Here is a 22,371-nt window from a genome sequence, read left to right as displayed (position 1 = left end):
GGGGCAGGGGAGGGGGCTGCCGACTCTTTTTCGTCTTTCGGTGGTTGGTTGAAGATATTTCGAGCCATCAGCGACGCCCCCATGCCATTTGGATTGTCTGCTCCAGCTCATCAGCAACGCTGTTCACGCTGGTCAGAGCCCGATCGATGGTCTTCCGAATGAGCTGGCTCGGGTCTACCTCATAGATGGTTTGCTGAGTCATGCCGGCGTCAGAAATGGCTGTCGACTTCAGCATCGGTTCAGTCATGACTTGGCCCGCAAGGATTGAACGCAAGTACCCGGCCATTTGCGTTTGTGGTCCGTCCGACGGCTCGTAGCGTGTGATCAGGAACTTTACGAAGTCCCAAGTGACATGTCGTCCAATTGCCTCTTCGACGGCTTTGACCGTTTCCGAAGCGAGTTTGAGGAACTGGCTCATCGAAGCGATGTCGAGCATGCCGGGGACGACCGTAACGAGTAAGCCCGTGGACGCTGCCAATGCTGTCAATGTCAGGAAGCCTAACTGCGGAGGGCAATCGATCAGCACGATGTCATATTCTGAGTCGACTTCCTCTAGCGCCAGAGCAAGACGCTCTGCGAAAATCGGCTGAACCCTGCGCGCAAGGGCGTTCGCTGTCTCGGTTTCGTACTCGGACAACATCAAGCCAGCCGGGACCATGTCGAGCTTGTGGAAGTATGTTTTCTGGATGACCTCCGAGAGCGGAACCTGATCATCGTATCTCAATGCGTCGTAGATCGTGCCGCCTTCGGCAAATTCGAGCTCAGGCCGGAAGCCGAAAAAGGTCGTCAAACTGGCTTGCGGGTCGAGGTCAAGCACAAGCACGCGATAGCCACGCAGGGCATACCTGTGTGCCAAATGGATCGTCGCTGTTGTCTTCGAGCTGCCGCCTTTGAAATTCACGACCGAAATGACCTGAAGACGGTCGCCGTCTCGGCGGCCAGGTCTGTACGCGTCAGCATTTTTGCCTGTCCGCGCCAAAATGTTGCGGAGGTCGTCAACTTCTTCGGCCGTGTAGAACCTATGACCGCGACCGTCAGTGTGAACTTCTGGGAAGCTGCCATCTTTGTGGCGGTTGCGCAGGTTCGATGTGCTAACGCGCAGCAACTCGGCGACCTCGGTCGAGCTGAAGCGGCGCAAGGACTTGCGTTCTTCTGGCTCGAACGCAACTTTCATCTGCCGGTCAAGCGACTCAGCAAGACTGTCTGCGAATGCTCCGATGTCAGAAGAGCCTATGCCTTGCGCGTAGCCCGTATTTCGATCATCCATGTTCTGCCGCCTCTCATGGCCTTTGCTAAGGCTCTTTGTCGTTCTGACGGTCAAAGCCACGTCTGACGCGTTTTGCCGTCAGAATGGAAATGCCACGAACATCTGAGTCCGGCAAGAAGAATCTAGATGTAGTGCAAAAGTTATCCACAGAACCAATTTGGCCGCGCGGGGCCCGCGCTGTATAACGCATTGATTCCTAACGATAAAGACCGCGTCTGGCGAAGCCGATACCCTTCGAGATATTTTCTGCTCGCGCGAACTAACCCCAAGGCTTTGTTGGATATTTACGTGGTTTTCGTCCAGTTTAGGCGATGATTCTGTAGGATTTTGGCCGAGTGACAGGAGTAGTTTGCCGACCATCGCCGCCTACAAAAGGCCGAGACGCTCTGCCCGCTCCAGCAGCATTCTGACTGAGGAAGGCTGCCAGCTGGTGCGACCGCGAGGGGTGCGCTCACGCATGGATTCCAGTCGGTCGCAGATTGCTTGCAAGGTGATCTCGGGGTCAGCACCTTTGATTGCGGCGACAATCGCAGGCAGGCGATCGTCGGTTTCGCGACGTCCAGCGCGTCCAAGCACTTCAGCGGGCAGGAATCCGTCCGCCACGTATGCCTTCACGGCGCGGAGCAGGCGGCTTTGCGTCCAGCGCCGATCATGGGGCAGGGGGCCATTGATGATCCGCAGGACGTCTTCCCAAGCCATATCGGGGCGCAAACGGCGCACATGGGGCACCCAATCCTGCGCAGTTCCGTTCAAGCGCTCCATGTAGCCGTCCTGTCGCGCCAGCCGCACCTTGCGCAGCGCTTCAGGGTCCTTGGCGCGAAGACCTGGGTTGCCGCCGACGCGGCCCTTTGAGCGTGCCGAGGCAAGTCCGGCTTTGGTACGCTCGCGGATCAGAGCGCGTTCGAACTCAGCCGCAGCGCCCAGAACCTGCAACGTGAACTTGCCCTGGGGCGAGGCAGTGTCGATCGGGTCCTGGAGCGAGCGGAAGAACGCCCCCTTGCCCTCCAGTCTTTCGATCACCTCAAGTAGGTGCGACAAAGACCGCGCAAGCCGGTCGATCCGCACGACGACCAGCGTGTCGCCCTTGCCAATCCGCTCCAGCACACGTGCAAGCACGGGCCGCGCGCGATTGCCGCCCGAGGCGTGCTCTTCAAAGATCTCGGCGCATCCCGCAGACTGCAGTGCCTCAGACTGGGGCAGGGGGGTCTGATCCTCGGTGGAGACGCGCGCATAGCCAATCAGGGGCATGAAACTGGGCCGTTTGCAATTTTATGTACCACCAATAAACGACCGTTTGTAAACAGATGCAAGGGTGCTCTCTGTGGTGCTGCTCATCAAAAACCCCTTGGTTTTCATACGCTGAGCGCGATCAGAGAGATCTCGCAGACCACCGCGCGCGCGTGCTATATAAGGTGTACAGGCGCACCCTTACAAAACACTTGGGTAAACTGCAAAACTGCCGTATTTTGCACATATGAAGCCTCAAGTAACTACGCAGTATGATAGTTTTGATGATCCTCTAGTGGATGCGGAGGGGCTTGAAGTGACGTCTGAGGACGATCTGTGGTTCCTGCCCGGTCCGATGGAAGTGGAGCCGGATTATCTGCCGCCCGGACCGAGGGCAGAGCTGCGTGAAACCGCAGTCCTCGACGACTGGCGGAAGGCAGAGGCAGGCAATGCCGCCCGTCTCGCCCGTGTGGCGGGCCGGATTGGCGCGCTGGATGACCGTCTGCACCGTGGCCCGGAGGGCTGGCGGCATAGGCTCGCGCTGATGGAGGCGGCAGACCTCAGCTGGTTTGTGGGCGACCGAATTGGCCCGGATCGGCTGGCACTCTGGATATCCATGCGCCTGTCGGGTGTGCAGGACGACACCGCAGCACTCGCGCGTGTCGGATGGGCGGTGCGGCGTCTGACAGGCGGTCCCGGCCCAGAGGTGGACCTATCCGCTTTCCTCGATCGCCGTGACCCTGAAAACATGGCCAATGAAGCCGAGCCCTTTGCGGATCGCGCGGTCGGTTGGCTTGACCTGATGGCGCAAGCCGCCGACCTGCACTCGATCACACGCGCCTGCATGGGGTTTCACCTCTGGAACCTTGCGGGCCTCAGGCAACAGGGCGACCGGACGGAAGCAGCGGTTACCGCCGCACGCATTGCCGCGAGCGAAGGCCCGAATTCGAATCGCGGGGCCATCTTTGCGCCTCTGGCTATGCGCGGAGCAGGGGGGCTGCGCGCCAGTGGCCCACCTGCTGAGCGCTTGGAGCGTTGGCTCGAGGGAATGGAAACAGCATGCCTGACCGCGATGCGGCACCTCGACGATATCCAGGCATGGTCAGTGCGGGCGGAAGCCATGATGGCCCCGCTCTCTGGCAGGACACCACCTGCATTGCGCGCTGTGCTGACCGAATGGCCCCTCGTCTCCGCCCCAATGGCCGAGACCCTGACCGGTGCCAGCCGCGGCGCCGTCCAGCGCAACCTTGCTTGGATGGAAACGCGCGACCTGATCTGCGAGGTGACCGGACAAGGGCGTTTCCGCATGTGGCGGGCGATGCCATGAAACACCTCTACAGAAGCACTCGTTTTGGTGCGTAACATCTGTTGATAGTTCAACGGAGGCGCTGGATCGTGACAGAATGAAAATATGAGACAGTCTATTTCGACGCGCGGCTCAGCAATAGTAGTCAGATGGATTTGCAGTGTTTTCACCTATCTGTGGGATCCTCTAGTCGCTCTAGCCTCAAATTCTTCATTTCGAAATCACGAAAGAATAAGTCTCTTGGGCGCACAAACTGGGGCACGAAAATTGCGATCTCCCCGTGGACAGACGGGGTCAGTTTATAGAGTTGGGCGACCGCCCCATGAAGCCGAAACAGCCGATCACCGCTCAGATCTTGATCAATGCCGCCGTCGCGTACATGAAGGCGATGCCGCCCAGAAACCCGACCAGTACGGCTGGTGACATCAGCGCCGCCTGCCTGTCGGCGTTTTGACGTACAAGGTAGGCGCTGACCTCGACCATGACTTGCAGGATCGCACCCGCTCCGACGGCGAGTGCCAATGCCGACCATTGCGGCGCATAGGCAAGGCTGCCCGCCCACATTCCGAGGATGGCCGGGCCACCGGCGAGCAGGGTCAGGGCGGCGAACGTCCAAAGCGTTGGCCGGGCACGAAGCATCGGGGCGGCGATGCCGATGCCCTCGGTGACATTGTGCAAGGCAAAGCCTAGGACGAGGAAAGTGCCAAGCCCGGCCGATCCTGCGGCGAATGCACCGCCGATCGCCAACCCTTCACCGAAGTTGTGCAGCCCTATCCCGAGGGCGATGTAGAACGCCAGCGCAATGCCCTCCGGGTTGCCGCGCCAGCGCCCGATCGCCATCAGCAAAAGGAAGCTTGCCAGCGCCGCGAGCCAGACCATGGCGGAGCCCTGGAATATTGCGGCCGCTTCTGCCGACAGCTCCATTGCTTCGGATAGGGTGTCGATCAGCAAGAAGGCCAGCAACCCAACCGTCAGTGCCAGCAGAAAGTTCATCCCGCTTCGCCCGACGCCCTTCATGGCCGGATAGAACATCAGGCCAAGCGCCACCGGCAACAAGCCGACGATCGCCCCGATCACCGCCTGAAGTCGAAGTTGACCCCAGGTGGGACTTGGCGTCGAGACGGCGACCCCGATCTCATGCCCGAAGGTCGCGCCCGTGTTGGTCAGCAGGTTGACGTGATGGGCCTCGCCGAGAACCCACGGATAGGGAATTCGTAACCAGACCGCTTCGCCGCGGGCAATCGGCCCCGCGGGCTCCTGCGTGAAGGTCCAGTAGGCGTCGTCCACTGCGACCTGCGCGACCACCATTGCTTCCGATCCGCCGGCGCGCACACTGAGCGAAATCCCCGACCCATCGAGGATCGTCCGTTCGACGGTCAACGCCTCGACCGGGGGCGCGCCATTGTTGAAGCCGCGCAGCGGATCGAGCGAGGCAATCCACACGAAAGCCCCCAGCATGACGGCCAGCGGCACGAGAACGAGAAGCAGGCGGGTCATTGGCGGGCGGCTTTGTTCGGTCTGATCGGTCATGCTCCGGCCTCCCGCACGTCGAAAAAGCCCATCCAGCCTAGTTCGGTGAACTCGGCCTGATGGGCATGGAACATGTACAATCCATCCTCGTGGTCAGCGAAACTGAACTCGAGGATGCCGCGCTGCGCCTGACACTGCATGATCACATCGACCGTGCGCAGGGTCGGCGTGAGTTGCGAACCGGTGTCGTAGTAGTCGAAGAAATTGCCGTGCAGATGGAACGAGTTGATCGGATCGAACTCGGTCGCATTCATGAGGTAGATACGGACCGGGCGCGACTTGTCGATCCGGATCGGCGCGTTCATGTAAGCTTGGCCGACCGTGTTGACGGCATAAACCTCGTTCTCGCCGTCGAAATTGGTGTCGAATCCGTTCATCACCATTGCCAGTTCCTGCCATTCGGCGTTTTCCGGGCTGCCCAGCACACGCGACGCCGCCACGGCCGCAAATTCAGGGTGGCGGGCCGGATCGGGGTCGACCACGAAAAGTCCGTACATGCCCTTATGCATGTGCCGTTTCAACGGCAGGGCATGGCAGTGATAGAGATGACAGCCGAAGGGCTTGGCATCGAACTCATAGACGAACTCCTCGCCCGGATCGATCAGCCCGGCGCCTTGAACGCCGTCCATTCGCGCAGAGTGAATGCCGTGAAAATGCATGGAATGCGGGTGTGAACCGAGGTTGCGAAAGATGATCCGTAGCCGTTCGCCTTCTTTGGCGCGCAGAGCGGGGCCGGGAACGCGTCCGTTGAACGTCCAGGCGGGAAAGAAAACGCCGGGAGCGATCTCGATCTCCACGTCGATGGCGTCCACCTCGAACGTTCGTAACGTGCGCCCATCCGGCAGAACTTCGGTCTGGCCTGTCTCCCAGTCGGTCAGCATGGCCGTCGGGTCGAACCCGTTCCGGGCGTGGTCGACCTGGCCGACCATCGTCATGTTGCCATGCGCCATGCCACTGTCATGGGCCGAATACGGATCGACCGCCCCGCCGGGCATCGCATGCCCCGCCATCGGGTCGGGCGTTGCCTGGGATTGCGCGCGGCTCGCGGCCACGGCCGCTCCGCCGGCAGCCACCAGACCGCCGACCAACAACGCGCGTCGCGACGCCGAAACTGGCTCCGTGACGACGCCAGGTGGCGCTGTGGGCAGCGATGTCTCCACGGCGGACGACACCTCGCGCCCTCGCTTGCTGGTATCGACAGGCATGGACGTTGTCCCTTCAGATGACACGCAGGCCAAAGTCCCGGCGCAAAAAGTTAGCATAGGCTAATAATCATCGCTCAGGCTTTACGAGTCAATCCTGATCGTGCGAGGGTGACGGCATGACGGATGATGAGAACCTTGAATCAACCGAGGCAGAGGCACGTGCGGTCGAATCCCGCGCCGAGGCCTTCATCGGTGTGCGCGAGGCGCGGCGCAGCGAGGTGGCGGAAGACTATGTCGAATTGATCGCTGAGTTGATCCACGAGAACGGCGAAGCCCGACCGGTCGATATCGCGGCCCGGATGGGCGTTACCGCGCCGACGGTCGCCAAAACCCTCGGCCGTCTGGCGCGGGACGGCCTGATCACTCGCGCGAAATACCGTTCGGTCTTTCTGACCGAGGAAGGCCGGGCGCTTGCCAAGGAATGCAGACACCGCCACGAGATCGTCTTGCGGTTTCTCCTGAGCCTCGGGCTCGACCCCGAGACGGCTGAACGCGACGCGGAAGGGATCGAGCATCATGTGAGCGAGCGCACGCTTGCCCTGTTCGCGGCGTTTGCCCAGCGGTCATAGGCAGGTGGTTGCCGCTGCAACAAGTCGGTTGGCCGAGGATTTGAACGAGCCAATTTTTGGATGGTCCAAGAAACGTGATATTGTGCCGCTGGCATTCGGATCGCGCGGGTAGTAGATCAAGATCATGAGACGTTGGGCACGCCTTATCTGTATCCTCTCGCTGGTGGCTTTTGCCATCGGCGCGGTCGCGCAGTCTGCTGGCTCAATTGCCATGGCCTCGTCAATGGTCTCCACGGATGGCGGCATGATGGCTATGGACGATTGCGACGCCTGCGGCAGCTTGGAAGACGGTAAGATGGGTTCCGTCTGTGATTTTGCGTGCAATGCCTCGGGAATGGCCGCTCTTCTTTCGATCCCGGCTGGTACCAGCCCGATCGCTGCCACCGCAGCCCATGAAATCCAGCTCGTGGACGTTCCGCACGGAATATCCGGCCCCCCGGCCAAGCAACCTCCTCGGGTCTACCTCTGATCTGACACACGGCGCCTGATTGCGCTTCGTGTGTTTCCCCGTGCCGGACGCCCTCAAATGGGCGTTTGCGCGGATCCATGAACGTCGCCACGCAATTGCTTTGGCGGCGTACAGTGAAATCAGAGAGTGTTCATCCATGTCCTACCAAATAAATTCCCTTTTCAGTCGCCGATCTTTTCTTGCAGCCTCCTTAGCGGGCATCGGCGCTACGGCATTCGGAAGGCCCTTGCGCGCCGAGCCGCAAATCCGCAGCTTTTCGCTGCGCCCCGCGCCGGGACAGGCAAGGCTGGTCCCAGAACCTTATCCCGCAACCCCCGTTTGGGGCTTCAACGGTCAGGTTCCCGGCCCGGAGCTACGGGTTCGGCAAGGCGATCGGCTGCGCATCGTCGTCACAAACGGTCTGGACGAGGAAACCACCGTCCATTGGCACGGACTTCGTCTGCCGAACGCGATGGACGGGGTTCCACACCTAACGCAGAAGCCGATCGCACCCGGAGAAACCTTCACCTACGAGTTCGACGCGATCGATGCCGGGACTTTCTGGTATCACCCGCACCAGCGCAGTTTCGAGCAGGTCGGACGTGGGCTGGCCGGACCGCTCATCATCGACGAAACCAACCCGCCGCGGGTCGACCGCGATGTCACCTGGCTGCTTGACGACTGGCGGCTGACACAGGACGCGGCGATTGCGGATGACTTCGGCGCATCCATGGACATGAGTCATGCGGGCCGTCTGGGCAATACTGTCACGATAAATGGGCGTGTTCCCGATGTCTTCGTGGTGCGGCAAGGCGAACGTATCCGGTTGCGGCTGATCAATGCCGCCAACGCCCGCATCTTCGCGCTCGACTTCGGCGACCTTTCCGCGCGCATCATTGCGCTCGACGGCCAGCCGATCACCCCGCACGCCGCGCCTGACGGTGTCGTGGTTCTGGGCCCGGCGATGCGTGCCGACATAATGCTCGATTGCCCTGCCGACCCGGGAACCACGCTTCAAATCGTCGACCGCGCCTATCGCGATAATGAATTCAACCTGCTGGATGTCGTCTTTGACGACACGCCCTTGCGTGCCGCGCCGCCGGAATGGGAAATTGCCCTTCCAGCCAATCCGCTTGTCGAACCTGATCTGAACGCGGCCCGTCGTCACGAAATCCTGTTCACCGGGGGCATGATGGGAGCAATGGTCGAGCGCCAGATGGGCCTGAGCCAGTCAGGCAGCATGATGGGCGGAATGATGGGTGGCGTTGTGGGCGGCGGCATGTGGTTCGTCAATGGCGTTGCGGCCGAAGGGCACATGCTCGATCCCTTCCTGACATTGGAGCGCGACGCGAGCCATGTCCTCCACATGACGAACGCCACGGCGTTCGACCATCCGATCCACCTGCACGGCCACTCCTTCCGCGTCATCAGCCGCGATGGCGTTAGGACCGAATTCCGTGAATGGCAGGACACCGTGCTGATCGCGCCGCGCGAGCAGGTCGAAATCGCCCTGGTCGCCGACAATCCCGGAGACTGGATGTTCCATTGCCACATCCTCGAGCACCAGGCGGCCGGGATGATGGGCGTGATCCGCGTCGCATGAGCAGGGGAGCATGCAGATTGAAGTCGATTGAGATTGAATTTCGGCCAGACCGGCGCAAGGTACTCACCGCGGCACTCAGTATCGGCGTCGCTTCGATGTTGCCGGGGTTCGCACTCGCGGCGAGCGATGGTGATCCAGCGGCACTTGCCTTTGATGGTGATACCATCCTGCTGGCGAGAGGAGGGCTGTTCGTCAGTGATAATGGCGGCCGGACTTGGACCGCGGCAGAGACACCCGGAAAAGTGCTGTCGCTGGCGACCCATCGCGACCGGCCCGGACTTGTGGTTGCGGGGCTGGCCGAGGGCGGTGTCAGCATTTCCGAAGACGGGGGCGCTTCGTGGCGTATCTTTGAAGCTAGGCTGCCTGACGGAGAAATCACTGCCGTTGCTATCGCCTCGCGGAACCCGGACATGATCTATGCCTCGCTTCGCGGCGACGGGTTGTGGAAGAGCGAAGACGCCGGTGCAACCTGGTCGCTCGCCATGGACCGCCCCTGGCTCGACGACGCAGAGCGCGATCCTCTTGCTCTGGCTTCGGTCGAGCTTGAAACCGGCATGGGCGGGATCTGGATCTATGCGGGCACCGAAGTTGGCCTAACGCGGGTGCCCGATTGCTTTTGTCGCTGGCAGGACGTGCAGCCAGGCAACGCGATGGACGCATTGGTTGCGGGTGAAGCCCCACCGTCCGAAGCGCCATTGCCTGGAGGTGAACCGATCCTGTCGCTGGCCAGTGCCCCCTCGGCGCCGGAAGTGATGTACGCCGCGCTGCCCTCGGGCCTCTGGGCATCGCAGGACGGCGGAGTCATCTGGCAAAAGCGGGCCAGCAAAGCTGCGACCGCTGTTGCGGTTCATCCAAGAGACGAGACCTACATCGCTGCCCTGTTGGGCGGCATCTTGAAAATCAGCCGTGACGGCGGCGCAACTTGGATCGAAACAGGAGAACAATGATGGAGAAAATGATGCAGAGAAGAAACGCGCTTGGCCTGATTGGCAGCGGCATTGTCGGAATGGTGGGCCTGTCCACATCGGCCTGGGCGCAAGCGACAGGCGATATGGCGTCCGATTTGGCGGGCAACGAAAGGCAGATCACCATCTGGCGCGATCCGGGCTGCGGCTGCTGTGATGCCTATGGGGATTATCTCGAAGAACACGGCTTTACCGTTACGCGTGTGGATGACCGCGACTTCGACAAACGCTCGGTCGAAGTCGGTGTGCCCGCCCAGGGCATCGGCTGCCACCTGGCCGAGATCGACGGCTACTATGTCAGCGGTCTCGTCCCCGTCGACATCATCGATCGGCTGCTGGAAACCCGTCCGGCGATAACGGGTATCACCTTGCCGGGAATGCCCGCGAACGCGCCGGGCATGGCTGCGGTCAAGTCAGGCACGCTAAGGACCTACGCCTTTGGCCCAGACGGAATTTCAATTTATGCCGATGAATAAAGGGCCGAAAGATCGATCGGCGAAGTGTGCGGTCAGGCGGTCAGTGCACCTCGCTGCCCTAGTGTCCGCGCTCGCGACCACCGGCGTTGTGGTGCTGGCCCAATCGGAACCGGTTGACCCGCGTGTCGAGGGACTGACGTTTTTGGGAGAGCCCGTGCTCGCATCCCAGGTCATGGCAGGGCAACAGCTTTATGCGGACAACTGCGCCAGTTGCCATGGTGCCAGCCTCGAGGGTCAGCCCGATTGGCGTCGTCGTCTTGACACAGGAAGAATGCCGGCCCCGCCGCATGATGACTCAGGCCACACTTGGCACCATTCAGACCGCATGCTTTTTCAGATCACTAAAGGCGGGGTCGGGGCCGTCGTGCCGGGATACGAGAGCGACATGCCGGCCTTCGGAGAGGATCTGACAGACGCAGAGATCGCGGCTATCCTCGTCTACATCAAGAGCACCTGGCCTGAGCGACAACGTGAGTTCCAAGCCGAAGTTTCGGCCAATGACACGGGCGGGTGAAGATCGACAGGGTGTCAGGATAGTATCTTTCGACCAAAACCGATCCACCGGGGGATCAATTCGGCAAATCTGTCCTACTCCGCCCCCTGACTCCCGCTTTACCACGCTAATTCGGACCTGACCTGGTTGGCCGTTAACCCGCCCGCAAGGCAAGCATGTGCTACCAGGGTCGCGTGCATGCGTTCACGAAAATTTACCCTTGAACCTCTAGCCACTAGAAGTCCTATCTAGTCGACGAGAATCTATATCGTTCTTGCCATTGATTGCCGGTGGGAACCGAAAGGGTACGACATGCTGACAAGACGACACTTTATTCAAACGACAACAGCGCTCTTTTCGGCGACTGTGGCCAACCCTGTGTTTGCCGATAGCTGGCCCACCGAGGCTCAGAAGGCTGAATGGGACGCGCAAGTCAGCCCGCCCGGCTTCGATCCGGCCACGTCAAACCCTTGGGGACTACACCCACGTTTCTTGCCTCAGCGTGTGGACGCGAAGGACGGCCTCGTGCCGGGAGACATCCATGTCGATGCGGTCGCGCGGTATCTCTACCACATTGAGGAGGGTGGAACCGCGATGCGCTACGGCGTGGCGATCGCGCGGGGCAACCTCTACGAGCCGGGTGTTTATAACATCAAGCGCAAGGTCAGGTGGCCGCACTGGACGCCAACACAAAACATGATCGAACGCGATCCCGTGAACGCACAATGGGCCGATGGGATGGAACCAGGGCCGGAAAACGCTCTCGGGTCACGGGCGCTCTATCTCTATGTCGGTGATCGCGACACCTATCTTCGGATACAAGGCACACCCTATCCGAGAAGCATCGGCGGTCGTGCGAGTTCGGGTTGCGTGCGGATGGTTATGGCACACATCAACGAGCTTTATCCGAACGTCGAGATCGGATCGATAGCACATCTTTATTCGGCTGAGGCTAGCGTTACCGCGAGAAGTTGAATGAGGTAATTAACTCTCAGCGCATTGATGTGACGTGCGGGTCGTCGTCACACTTCCCGCGCGACGCAGATAGGGTTGCCGTTCGCCGTGCGCAGCGGCAGCAAGGTCGTTTCAACGGGGCCGCTGTGTTCGTACCAGTAGCACCCGTCCTCGGGCACCAAGCGCGCGGTTGAAACATCCTGATTCGGGGCAGCCATTGCAATCACGGCTTCGGGAACGTTGCCCCGCCGGTCTGCCGAGTCGCCCGGTCCAGTCGGCTGGATTGCGCACCCGGCCGTAAGAGACAGCGCCACTGCAACAATTATTTTTTGCTTCAGCATCAAAACCCGCATCAAGCTTCCTTTCGTGTCTGTTTTTCTTTGCATCGGCTTTTCATGCCTCAAGGCGTGATGGAGCCGGTCGCCGCATCCTCTAGCAATAAAGCAAACTGAAATACCACCGTATTTTGCTCTTGAAGCTCTAGCTACTGTAGGGGTTATGTCATGGTAAAGCACCCGAATCCAGAGGTCCATTCATGCCGTCCGACACCCATCGTCACGACCACGATCACGCCGAAGATGCCCAGACAAGCGGCGGCAGCTGCTGCGGGGGCGCCGGAACGTGCGGCGACATCGTTCCGACGACGCCCGCGCCATCGGGCGGGCGCAGTTTTCAGGTATCCGGCCTCGATTGTGCCGAGGAGGTAGCAATCCTGAACAAGGTGGTCGGTCCGAAGATCGGTGGAGCCGAGCATCTCGCGTTCGACGTGATCAATGGACGGATGACTATTCTCGACAGCGCCAGCAGTGTATCGGACGGCGAAATTGCAGAACTGGTGGCAAGCACCGGCATGACCGCCAAGCCCTGGGATGCCGAGAACGCGTCGGTCGACCAGGCGGCCCATCTTGCAAGACAGCGGCTGTTTACGGCGCTCAGTGGAGGCTTCTGGGCCGCGGGATTTCTGTGGCACATCATCGAGACCGGCATGGGCGGGGCGCTCGGCCTCTTCGCGGGTCACGGCGAAGCGCCGATGCCACTGGTCGAGGCAGGGCTGTTCGCGGTTGCGATCCTGTTCGGTGTCTGGCTCGTGGCACCCAAGGCATGGTCGTCCGCTCAGCGGCTGTCGCCCGACATGAACCTGCTCATGGTGGTCGCCGTGGCCGGTGCCATCGGGCTTGGCGAATTTTTCGAGGCGGCGACAGTCGCGTTCTTCTTCTCGCTCTCGCTCTACCTCGAAAGCTGGAGCGTCGGGCGTGCGAGGAATGCGGTTTCAGCTCTGCTCGACCTGGCGCCGCCGACGGCAAGAGTTCTTAATGATGACGGCTCAGAAGCGGACGTTCCGGCTTCTGCGGTTGCTATCAACGCACGTTTCGTCGTGCGCGGCGGAGACCGCATCCCATTGGATGGTGAGGTTGTCGATGGGGCAGGGGCCGTCGATCAGGCGCCAATCACCGGAGAGAGTGCGCTGGTCCCAAAGGAACGGGGCGACGAAGTCTATGCCGGTACGATCAACGGCGAAGGCACACTGACGGTGCGCGCCACGAAGGCCGCCTCGGATACCGTGTTGGCCAAGATCATCCGCATGGTCGGTGACGCCCATGCCCGCCGCGCGCCGGTGGAGCAGTGGGTGGCGAAGTTCGCCTGCATCTACACGCCTATCGTCATGGCGCTCGCCATCGCAATTGCCCTGCTGCCGCCGCTCATTTTCGGTGGAGCCTGGGATTATTGGTTCTACAATGCACTCGTGCTGCTGGTGATCGCCTGCCCATGCGCTCTGGTCATCTCGACTCCTGTCTCCATCGTCGCGGCGCTCACCGCTTCGGCGCGGGCGGGCGTACTCATCAAGGGTGGTGCCTATGTCGAGGCACCGGGTCGGACCACCGCGCTGGCCATGGACAAGACCGGCACAATCACAATGGGCGAGCCCGAAGTGGCGGCGGTGCATCCGCTGGGCGGGGCTTCGGCGCAAGATCTGATGACCCTCGCCGCTGGGCTGGAGGCACGTTCCTCGCATCCCTTGGCGCGCGCCATTCTTGCGCGGGCAGAAGCCGACGGCATCAAGGTATCCGCCGCGGAAGATACCCGAACCGTTCCGGGCAGGGGACTTGAAGGACGCACAGACGGCCGGTCGATCTGGCTGGGGTCGGACCGGTTTGCCGCGGAGAAGGGTTTCGGCGACGCCATTCCGAAGGATTTGCGCGACCGCATCGAAGGGGCTGGCAGCACCCTTGTTGCCGTGGGCGACGACACCGGTGTCACCGGCATCTTGGAATTGCGCGACCGTATCCGCCCGGATGCCAAAGGCATCGTGGCGCAGCTCCACGCGCAGGGTGTGAAGACCATCGTCATGCTGACCGGTGATAACGAGCGGACAGCGCACGCTGTTGCAGCCGAGGTCGGCATCGACGAGGTCCGTGCCGAGCTTCTGCCCGAAGACAAGGTGACTGCCATCGAAGAACTGGTCGAAACGCATGACATGGTGGCCATGATCGGCGACGGGGTCAACGACGCCCCGGCCATGGCGCGCGCGCATTACGCCATCGCAATGGGTGCCGTTGGTTCGGACGCGGCAATCGAGACGGCGGATATAGCCCTGATGACCGACGATCTCGGCAAGGTGCCTTGGCTGATCGGTCATTCGCGCCGGACAATGTCGATCATTCATCAGAACATCGGTATTTCCTTGGCGACCAAGGGCGTTTTCGTTGTCGCTACCGCGTTCGGACTGGCATCGATGTGGGGCGCGATTGCAGCCGACGTAGGAGTGTCATTGCTGGTGGTGGCCAATGCCCTGCGCCTGCTGAACAGCCAAGAGGCCAAGGCGCCGCCGTCCGGCGGTGAGCAGGTTGGCCCACAGATGGCAAAGGCCGCGCTTGCCCACGGACATTGATCACGCAGCATTTGCAAGGTAACGTGATGTCCATATCAGACCTCACCAAAGAGGCATCGAGCAGTGAAGACCATCCGATTTCCCCGCCGCGCCGTCCTGTTGGGCGGGTTGGTAGCGTTTCTGTCCGGGTGTGCCAGCAAGTTCCGCAGCTATGACGGACCCGAAGTCACCCGTGTTCGGCTTTAAAAGGGACAGCGCTTGCTTGTTCTCGACGGAGCCGATCGCGTCTTGCAAACCTATCCGGTCGGGCTGGGTTTCGCTCCTGAGGGTCACAAACAATTCGAAGGGGATGGCCGGACTCCGGAAGGAGTTTACACAATCGACAGGCGAAACCCCAACAGCACCTACCATCTTTCGATTGGCATCTCTTATCCGAACGAGGCCGACATCGCCTTTGCCGAAGCGCAGGGCCTTTCCCCCGGCGGCGACATCTTCATCCATGGTGGCCCACGCCCCGGCATCGACCCGACAAATGTCCGCGACTGGACAGCTGGCTGCATCGCGGTCACGGATCGGGAGATCGAGGACATCTATGCAATGGTGAAGGACGGGACACCTATCCACATCTTTGCATGACGGTCTTTCTCATGCGGCGGTAGTGAGCCGTCGCATTGGCGCCATTGCCCAGCTCCACGAAGCCAAGATGAGCGCCAACAGCATCCAGTCCCCGAAGCTCGCGTAGAGTGTCGGCGGTCGCGCGGAGGGCAGGCTAGCGTCGATGATGCCCGTTTCGCCGGTATCGAGCCGCGCAACGATCTCTCCGCTCGCGTCGATGACCGCAGAGATGCCCGTATTCGCGGCTCGGATGACTGGAAGGCCTTCCTCTACGGCGCGCATACGTGCGGAAGCCAGATGCTGCTCGGGTCCGATGCTGGTGCCAAACCAGGCATCGTTTGTCGCGTTGAAAATCCAGTCCGGCCGGAACAGGTCGTCGACCACATGCCCTGGGAAGATGATCTCATAGCAGATCGCCACGGCGACCAGCGGCACACCCGGAAGCGCAAGCGTTCTCGGGCCCGGTCCGGGCGTAAAATCGCCCAGACCCGCCGTGAGCCGCTCGATGGGCAACCAGCCGCGGAATGGCACATATTCGCCGAAGGGCACGAGATGGTGTTTCGCGTATCCGGTCAGGATCTCGCCGGTCTCGTCAAATGCCTGGACCGTGTTGAAATATCGGGTGCCATCCTCGCTCGGTACACGGTCCGGCACACCGGTAAGCAGCACTCTGCCGTCTGGTAGCGCTGCGGCAATGCGGGCCCGTGCCTCCGTATCCTCATCGAGGAAACCCGGAAAGGCGGTTTCCGGCCAGAGAAGAACGTCGAAATCGCCGCGCCGGGTTGAAAGCTCAAGATAACGCGCGAAGGTTGCCTCGCGGTTCTCGGGCGCCCATTTCTCCTCTTGGGGAACGTTGCCCTGGACGATGCGCAGCTCCACACCGGGTGGCTGTTCTGTATCCGACTGGAGGCGAAGTGTGCCGACGGCCCACATCGTCGCGATGCCGGCCAGCGCCATGAGCGAGATGGTCAGTCGTTGCCGCCCGGACGCCATGACAGCCGCGACGGGAAGTGCCGCGACGAACACGGTGAGAAAGCTTAGTCCATAGCTTCCGACCCAGGCGGCGGGCTGGCGCAACGCGGCGTAATCGACCAGAGCGTAGCTGGCGAGGATCCACGGAAAACCTGTCAGAACGTGACCTCGCAACCACTCGGCCACGGTCCAGAAGGTCGCGAACAGGAGGCAGGCCAGGAGATTGCCCAGGGCTCCGCGCCGCGCGATTTCGGCGAAGAGCACAGCGGCAATGGCTGGGAAAATCGCGAGACCTGCGGACAATCCCGCGACGGCCGGGATCGCCATCGCCCCAAACCGCTCGGCCTCGACGTAGAAACTCTCCGCGATCCATGAAATCCCGAAACCGAACTGGCCGAGTCCGAACGCCCAGCCGACGAGAAAAGCACGCCCGAAGGAGAGACCGCGAAGACCGACAAACAACGCGGAATAGGCAACGGGAACGAGTAGGAGAATCGAGAAAGGCGGGAAAGTCAGAACGGTCAGCGCCCCGGCGACGAAACCAAGCGTCACCCGCGAAAGAAAACGGTGGCGCAGAGCGATGCGGTTCAGAATTTCCGGCTTCACGACTTGATCGAACGCCGCGCGCTGATCCATGGCGCGGCGAGCAAGAGCCCCACGCCACTGACGACAAATACATCGGCCAAGTTGAAGGCAGGCCAATGTGTTGTGCCAATGTAGAAATCGAGAAAGTCTGTTACAGCCCGATACCGCACACGATCGATGACATTGCCCAGGGCTCCGCCAATGATCGCGCCATAGGCAAGTGTTTCGACCGCATTTTCGGCGCGAAACAGCATAACCCCTAGCCAAACACAGATGGCAAGAGCGAGAGCGATGAGGCTCCACCACGGCGCGCCGCCCAACATCCCGAAAGTCACGCCGTCATTACGATAAAAGACGAGGTTGAATCCCGGAAACACAGGAATCCCGGCGCTTAAAGTGACGGCATTCGCAACGACAATGGCTTTGGTGATCTGATCGATCGCGAACGCAGCAAGTGCTGCGAAGACGCCGATCATCGGAGATACCTTGTTTAGTGACATTGCCTCATCCCAACCAGACATCAAGGAACAGCATTAGAACGAGCCCGACTGCGAGACCGAGCGTCGCCCTGTTCTGATGGCCGCTGCGATGGGTTTCGGGGATGATTTCGTGGCTGATAACGTAGAGCATTGCGCCCGCGGCAAAGGCCAGACCCCATGGAAGCAGCGGTTCCGACAGTGTGATGATCCCGGCCCCGAGCAGGCCGCCAATCGGCTCGACCATGCCCGTCAGCGCCGCGATGCCCCAGGCGCGCAGCTTCGGATATCCCTCGCCCAGCAGAGATACAGCGACGGCCAATCCTTCGGGCGCATTCTGAAGCCCGATTCCGACAGCAAGAGGCAGACCGCCCTCCATACCTCCGGATCCGAAGCCGACCCCAACCGCAAGGCCTTCGGGGAAGTTGTGGATCGTGATTGCGATGATGAACAGCCAGACCCGCCGCAAAGACGCCGCTTCGGGCCCTTCGCGTCCTGTCTTGAAGTGCTCGTGCGGCAGCTTTTCGTTCATCAGGGCGACAGCCCCCATTCCCAGAAGGATCGAGACGCACACGATGGCCGCAGGCATCGCGCCGTTCTCGAACATTGGCTCTGCCGCATTCAATGCCGGGATGATCAGCGAAAAGAACGAGGCTGACAGCATGACACCGGCGGCGAAGCCGAGCGACAGATCGCGCGTGGCCCGGGACGGGATGCGCCCAAACAGCACGGGAACTGCTCCGACTGCCGTGAGCGAACCGGCGGCGAGACTTCCGAGAAAGCCAAGCATTATCGGAGACAGATTTTCCATGGGCGGGCCAGATTATCCTTCGGCGTAGCTCGAAAAGACTTCCGTCGACCCGTCCTTGCGGATGAGGAAGACATCATAGGCCTCGCGGTCGTCTTCTGGCCCCATGCCGGGCGAGCCATAGGGCATCCCCGGAACAGCGAGGCCGACGGCGTCCGGGCGCTCCTCGAGAAGGCGGCGGATGTCAGCGGCCGGTACATGGCCCTCGATCACGTAGCCGTCAATGAGCGCGGTGTGGCAGGAGACCATGCGCTGCGGCACGCCGTTGTCTAGCTTGAAGCGCACGAGAAGCCCGCCGAACATGTCCTGGCCGGTCGGCACAAACCCGTTCTCTTCGAGATGGTTCATCCAAGACAGGCAACAGCCGCAACCGTTCGTCTTGCGGACCTCGATCGCCGTTGCCTCTGCGAGAACCTGGGCCGCTGGTAACAGGGCGAGGGTGATTGCCAGAGCTTGGGTCATGCGTTTCATGGGTCAGAGCCTTTCGGTTGTCGTTTCGGCAATCTCGCTGCCGAGGTTTTCATTCAGAAGCGCGCGCGCCTCGGCCAGACGCGAGAGCGCGGCGGTATCATCCGCTTCGCTCTCGGCTGCTTCGGCGAGCCGGTCGTCAGTGAGGGGGTCAGTCGGGCGCCCATCCACGAGGACTTCGTAGTGCAGGTTCGGACCTGTCGCCGTGCCAGTCGCGCCGACGCGGCCGATCACATCTCCCGCCGCAACGCGTTGGCCTTGTGCCAGGTCTTCCGGCACGGCGCTCAGATGCGCGTAGCGCGTCATGGTGTCGGAGCCGTGCGAGATTTCGACCACACGGCCATAGCCACCGCGCCAGCCAATGAAACTAACCCGCCCCGGTGCCGTCGATTGAACCGGTGTCCCACGTGCCGCTGCAAAATCGACGCCGGTGTGCATCCGGACGTTGCCAAAGACCGGATGCGTGCGGCGCCCGAACACCGAGCTGAGGCGCGCACCCTCGACCGGCTGTGCGAAGACGCGCAGCACCTCGCCATCGACGTAGATCGTCGCCTGACCGCTGCCGTCGTCAGGCCATACGATCTCGTAGAGCGAACCGCCGATGTCCAGTGCGGCGAAGGCGAGTTCGGGCTGTCCGATCCTGTCCTCGCCGACCCGCGCCTCACGCCAGAGAAGCCTTAGTGTTTCGCCGCCGGCCATCTCGCGGCGGAAATCCACGGTCCCACCCAGCATCTGCGCAAGGTCCACGGAAAAACGGGCGGGTATGCCGGCTTCGTCGAGTGCCGCGAAGATCGAGCTGTCGATCACGGCTTCGCCGGCAAGGGTTACGATCTCCGGATCCGGAGCCACGACCTGTGTGGACAACTGCTCGCCGAAAACCACCTCGATCCGAACCCCGTCCTCGACGGCGACTGAGACGGTGCGGGGGCTGCCGTCCATGGTCGAAGCAACAGTGACCGAGTGCCCCGGCCGCAGCCGTCGCAGATCGTATTCCGCGCCAAGCGCGAGGGCAACTTCGGCTCTGTCAGGTGCCGCAAGACCGGCCTCTGACAGCAAGAAATCGAGCGTTTCGCCCGGAGCAATGTCGCGCGACCACGTCGACAGGGGTGGCTCGATCGCTTGCACCGGCCTGTCGGCAAACGCGGCCTGCAGAAGGGGCAGCGGGCTGAGGTCGGGTGCATCGTCTGCCCATGCCGCCGCGGGCAGCGTCACGGGGATGTCAACGTTCTGGGGGGCTTCAGGACCTTGGGGCATCCAGCTACCTGCCTGGGCAAGTTCCGGCGGCACGGGTTCTTTCGACATGGAATCAGAGATGGCGATAGCCGCTCCCGAAACCGTCCCCGCAATTGCGACACAAGCCGCCAAAGTTCTGAGCCTCATGTCGCCCCCTCCATTTCTTCTTCCAGCGCGCGGCGGATCTTCGGCACCGCGAATTCTTTGGGCTCGTGATAGTCGATCATGGTGACGAATCGCCCAGAGGCTGCGAACAGGAAGACGCTCGCGGTGTGGTTCATCGTGTAATCGCCGCTCTCCGCCGGTACTCGCTCGTAGGTGGCGCGGAAGCCGTCCGCGACGCGCGCTATCTGCTCTTCCGGTCCCGTCCAGCCGCGGATCGCCGGATGGAAGTAGCCGACATATTCGGCCATCGTTTCTACAGTGTCGCGCTCGGGATCGACCGTGATGAAAACCACGTTCATCTCGTCGGCCTCGTCTCCCAGATCGTCGAGCCATCCCGAAATGTCAGAAAGCGTGGTCGGGCAGACATCGGGACAGTAGGTGAAGCCGAAGAACGCCATCGTCGGGCGACCGATCAGGGTTTCCGGCCCGACCGCGTTGCCCTCATGATCCGTCAGACGGAAGTCCATCTCGGTAAGGGTCACAGGCCGCTGCCCGACAGGTGCGGGTGCACCGGGTCCGTCGACCCGCCACCAACCGACGAAGAGCATCAGGGCGACCGCCCCGACACCAGCCGCGCCGTACCCCAGGATCGCCCGTCGCTGCATCAGTCCTCTGGCCCCCGCGCGGCGATGCCGAGGATCGGAACCTCGACCGTCACTTCGCCTCCGTCGTCGAAAAGCAGTGTCAGCGGAAAAGTGTCCCCTTCCGTCATTGGTTCTTGCAGCCGCATCAGCATTGCGTGCAGGCCCCCCGGTTCGAGCGCGATGCTCTCGCCCGGGGCGATCGCGATCTCCCCCGCCGGGCTCATGGAACTCACACCTTCGGCATTTGTCTTCGTCTCGTGAATTTCGGGCATCATCGCGAGCGGTGTTGTAAGGCCGATCAGCGTCACCGGCTCGTCGCCAGTGTTGCGGATCGTCATGTAAGCGGCCCCGGGACGGTTCATCCCGATGGAGGCGCGGGACCACGCGTTCTCGACGACAACATCCTCGGGTCCGGCCAGCGCGGGCACTGAGAGCCCTCCTAGGGTCAAAAGCGCGGCCAGTGTGCCAGTCAAAATATACTTTTTCATCGTTCTGATCCTGCCCTTTCCATTCAGCTTTGCGCGGCAGCGACTTCGGCGGCCACCAGACGACGCAACTCTGCCTCCCCGAATGGATCGAGCGGCTTGCCGTTCACAAAGAATGTGGGCGTCTGGCGAATTCCCACGGCCTCGACGTCAGCACGATCTTGGTTAAGGATCGCCACGACACCGGGTGCCAGCATTTGCGTGCGGGCGGCCTCGGCATCGAGCCCGGCCGTGGCGGCGATCTGAAGGATCAGGCCGGGCTCCGGGGCACCGTGCGACGCCCATCTCGGCTGTTCCCGCAGAACGGCCTCGAGCACCGGCATGTAAACGTCCTGCATGCGCGCCGCCTCGAGCACGCGGATCGCTTCCTCGGATGCCGCGCCGTGGAAAGGCGTGTAGCGGATCACGACGCGGACAGCATCCCCATGCTCGGCCATGATGTCCTTCACGATGGGATGAAAGGCGCGACAGGCCTCGCAGGCCGGATCGAAGAATTCGACGATCGTGACGGGCGCATCCGCAGGCCCGAGGATGGGCGAGTAGGGGCGGATCATCGCCTCCGCAAGTTCCGGAGCAACGGGCTCCGCTTCGGCCACTGGGCCGGGGCGGTTTGCAAACCAGGTGGCTCCGCCGAAACCGGCGGCGCCGAGGGCAAGAACGGACAGGATCAGGCCGCGTCGATTCATGTTCGTGTGTCCTTTAATGAAAGGGCCGACAGCGCCCCGATCAGCGCGAAGGCGGCGAGCGCCATCAGCGGGATAGGGATGCCGAAGACCAGTTGGTTGTCATCGGTGCAAGAGGGGCCGGTGGCCGTGCAGGGCTGGACGCGTTCGGGAACAAGACCGACGTACAGCCCCATGTGCCAGAGGGCGATTGCGCCGCCGCCAAGCGCCAATGCGATGCCGTAGCGCCCCACGCGGCCGTCCCGCCACCAAAGGCCGAGCCCGAGGACAATGGCCAAGGGGAACATGAAGGCGCGCTGGAACCAGCACAGCACACAGGGCGTCTGCCCCAGCACCTCGCCGATGAAAAGCACGGCAAGCGAGGCGACGAGCGCGATGATCCACGCCAGCCCGAGGGCTGTTTCTCCGGACATACGGTTCATGT

Annotated in this window: 23 protein-coding genes and 1 pseudogene; 10 read left to right on the top strand and 14 right to left on the bottom strand. The window is 61.8% G+C overall.

The annotated features are described in order from the left end of the window. Positions 1-67 precede the first annotated feature (67 nt). Entirely contained in the window at positions 68-1,267 is a 1,200-nt protein-coding gene (repA, locus tag AC07ED_RS04245) for a plasmid partitioning protein RepA (protein WP_105236771.1), read from the bottom strand. Positions 1,268-1,633: 366 nt separating this feature from the next. After that, a complete protein-coding gene (locus AC07ED_RS04240; RefSeq protein WP_105236770.1) occupies positions 1,634-2,515 on the bottom strand; it encodes a recombinase family protein in 882 nt (293 codons plus the stop codon). 226 nt (positions 2,516-2,741) lie between these two features. Between AC07ED_RS04240 and AC07ED_RS04235 the strand changes: the two genes are divergently transcribed. Further along, positions 2,742-3,821: a hypothetical protein gene (locus AC07ED_RS04235; RefSeq protein WP_040402902.1), complete on the top strand. Its 1,080-nt coding sequence runs from the start codon at positions 2,742-2,744 to the stop codon at positions 3,819-3,821. Positions 3,822-4,148: 327 nt separating this feature from the next. Here the strand turns inward: AC07ED_RS04235 and AC07ED_RS04230 are convergent, their stop codons facing one another. Both AC07ED_RS04230 and AC07ED_RS04225 read right to left on the bottom strand, forming a co-directional pair. Next, positions 4,149-5,330 carry a ZIP family metal transporter gene (locus AC07ED_RS04230; protein ID WP_009573578.1) on the bottom strand — a complete coding sequence of 394 codons (1,182 nt, stop codon included), beginning with the start codon at positions 5,328-5,330 and terminating at the stop codon, positions 4,149-4,151. Continuing rightward, positions 5,327-6,535 carry a multicopper oxidase domain-containing protein gene (locus AC07ED_RS04225; protein ID WP_009573579.1) on the bottom strand — a complete coding sequence of 403 codons (1,209 nt, stop codon included), beginning with the start codon at positions 6,533-6,535 and terminating at the stop codon, positions 5,327-5,329. The genes AC07ED_RS04230 and AC07ED_RS04225 overlap by 4 nt, the downstream gene beginning before the upstream one ends. A gap of 116 nt (positions 6,536-6,651) precedes the next feature. Between AC07ED_RS04225 and mntR the strand changes: the two genes are divergently transcribed. The 7 genes from mntR to AC07ED_RS04190 all read left to right on the top strand — a co-directional run bounded on the left by mntR (position 6,652) and on the right by AC07ED_RS04190 (position 12,064). Next, positions 6,652-7,104: a manganese-binding transcriptional regulator MntR gene (gene mntR / locus AC07ED_RS04220; RefSeq protein WP_009573580.1), complete on the top strand. Its 453-nt coding sequence runs from the start codon at positions 6,652-6,654 to the stop codon at positions 7,102-7,104. Positions 7,105-7,228: 124 nt separating this feature from the next. Further along, complete coding sequence (locus AC07ED_RS04215; protein WP_009573581.1) at positions 7,229-7,573, top strand: hypothetical protein; 345 nt, start codon at positions 7,229-7,231, stop codon at positions 7,571-7,573. Positions 7,574-7,709: 136 nt separating this feature from the next. Then, the gene (locus AC07ED_RS04210; protein WP_040402904.1) at positions 7,710-9,155 is read left to right on the top strand and encodes a multicopper oxidase family protein; all 1,446 of its coding nucleotides are present in this window, start codon (positions 7,710-7,712) and stop codon (positions 9,153-9,155) included. A gap of 17 nt (positions 9,156-9,172) precedes the next feature. Then, the gene (locus AC07ED_RS04205; RefSeq protein WP_009573583.1) at positions 9,173-10,102 is read left to right on the top strand and encodes a WD40/YVTN/BNR-like repeat-containing protein; all 930 of its coding nucleotides are present in this window, start codon (positions 9,173-9,175) and stop codon (positions 10,100-10,102) included. After that, on the top strand, positions 10,102-10,596 hold the full coding sequence (locus AC07ED_RS04200; RefSeq protein WP_009573584.1) for a DUF411 domain-containing protein: 495 nt from the start codon (positions 10,102-10,104) through the stop codon (positions 10,594-10,596). The genes AC07ED_RS04205 and AC07ED_RS04200 overlap by 1 nt, the downstream gene beginning before the upstream one ends. Beyond that, positions 10,589-11,110 carry a c-type cytochrome gene (locus AC07ED_RS04195; protein ID WP_143026863.1) on the top strand — a complete coding sequence of 174 codons (522 nt, stop codon included), beginning with the start codon at positions 10,589-10,591 and terminating at the stop codon, positions 11,108-11,110. The genes AC07ED_RS04200 and AC07ED_RS04195 overlap by 8 nt, the downstream gene beginning before the upstream one ends. A gap of 291 nt (positions 11,111-11,401) precedes the next feature. Beyond that, complete coding sequence (locus tag AC07ED_RS04190; protein ID WP_009573586.1) at positions 11,402-12,064, top strand: L,D-transpeptidase; 663 nt, start codon at positions 11,402-11,404, stop codon at positions 12,062-12,064. Positions 12,065-12,111: 47 nt separating this feature from the next. On the opposite strand, the gene AC07ED_RS04185 is transcribed toward AC07ED_RS04190, so the two are convergent. Then, complete coding sequence (locus AC07ED_RS04185; protein WP_009573587.1) at positions 12,112-12,396, bottom strand: hypothetical protein; 285 nt, start codon at positions 12,394-12,396, stop codon at positions 12,112-12,114. Between the two features lie 182 nt (positions 12,397-12,578). Between AC07ED_RS04185 and AC07ED_RS04180 the strand changes: the two genes are divergently transcribed. Both AC07ED_RS04180 and AC07ED_RS04175 read left to right on the top strand, forming a co-directional pair. After that, a complete protein-coding gene (locus AC07ED_RS04180; RefSeq protein WP_009573588.1) occupies positions 12,579-14,933 on the top strand; it encodes a heavy metal translocating P-type ATPase in 2,355 nt (784 codons plus the stop codon). Positions 14,934-14,996: 63 nt separating this feature from the next. Further along, positions 14,997-15,509: pseudogene (locus AC07ED_RS04175) on the top strand (L,D-transpeptidase family protein). Between the two features lie 9 nt (positions 15,510-15,518). On the opposite strand, the gene lnt reads toward AC07ED_RS04175, so the two are convergent. From lnt to AC07ED_RS04130, 9 genes are read right to left on the bottom strand one after another with little or no spacing between them, the layout of a single operon-like run. Continuing rightward, positions 15,519-17,096 (bottom strand): apolipoprotein N-acyltransferase, encoded by a 1,578-nt coding sequence (gene lnt / locus AC07ED_RS04170; protein ID WP_009573590.1) that lies wholly within the window; start codon positions 17,094-17,096, stop codon positions 15,519-15,521. After that, entirely contained in the window at positions 17,063-17,521 is a 459-nt protein-coding gene (lspA, locus tag AC07ED_RS04165; protein WP_009573591.1) for a signal peptidase II, read from the bottom strand. Before lspA ends, lnt begins: the two co-directional genes overlap by 34 nt. A gap of 28 nt (positions 17,522-17,549) precedes the next feature. Continuing rightward, positions 17,550-18,332 (bottom strand): ZIP family metal transporter, encoded by a 783-nt coding sequence (locus tag AC07ED_RS04160; protein ID WP_009573592.1) that lies wholly within the window; start codon positions 18,330-18,332, stop codon positions 17,550-17,552. A gap of 12 nt (positions 18,333-18,344) precedes the next feature. After that, positions 18,345-18,800, bottom strand: a complete 456-nt coding sequence (locus tag AC07ED_RS04155; protein ID WP_009573593.1) for a DUF411 domain-containing protein — start codon at positions 18,798-18,800, stop codon at positions 18,345-18,347. A gap of 3 nt (positions 18,801-18,803) precedes the next feature. Next, positions 18,804-20,177 (bottom strand): M23 family metallopeptidase, encoded by a 1,374-nt coding sequence (locus AC07ED_RS04150; RefSeq protein WP_009573594.1) that lies wholly within the window; start codon positions 20,175-20,177, stop codon positions 18,804-18,806. Further along, the gene (locus AC07ED_RS04145) at positions 20,174-20,800 is read right to left on the bottom strand and encodes an SCO family protein (RefSeq protein ID WP_009573595.1); all 627 of its coding nucleotides are present in this window, start codon (positions 20,798-20,800) and stop codon (positions 20,174-20,176) included. Before AC07ED_RS04145 ends, AC07ED_RS04150 begins: the two co-directional genes overlap by 4 nt. Beyond that, on the bottom strand, positions 20,800-21,267 hold the full coding sequence (locus tag AC07ED_RS04140; RefSeq protein WP_009573596.1) for a copper chaperone PCu(A)C: 468 nt from the start codon (positions 21,265-21,267) through the stop codon (positions 20,800-20,802). Before AC07ED_RS04140 ends, AC07ED_RS04145 begins: the two co-directional genes overlap by 1 nt. Before the next feature lie 23 nt (positions 21,268-21,290). Next, positions 21,291-21,950 (bottom strand): DsbA family protein, encoded by a 660-nt coding sequence (locus tag AC07ED_RS04135; protein WP_009573597.1) that lies wholly within the window; start codon positions 21,948-21,950, stop codon positions 21,291-21,293. Continuing rightward, the gene (locus tag AC07ED_RS04130; RefSeq protein WP_009573598.1) at positions 21,947-22,369 is read right to left on the bottom strand and encodes a disulfide bond formation protein B; all 423 of its coding nucleotides are present in this window, start codon (positions 22,367-22,369) and stop codon (positions 21,947-21,949) included. Before AC07ED_RS04130 ends, AC07ED_RS04135 begins: the two co-directional genes overlap by 4 nt. Positions 22,370-22,371: the final 2 nt, after the last annotated feature.

It is taken from the genome of Aestuarium zhoushanense (assembly GCF_056431045.1).
The sequence above is the reverse complement of the archived record's forward strand: the minus strand, read 5'-3'. Positions and strand labels throughout refer to the sequence as shown.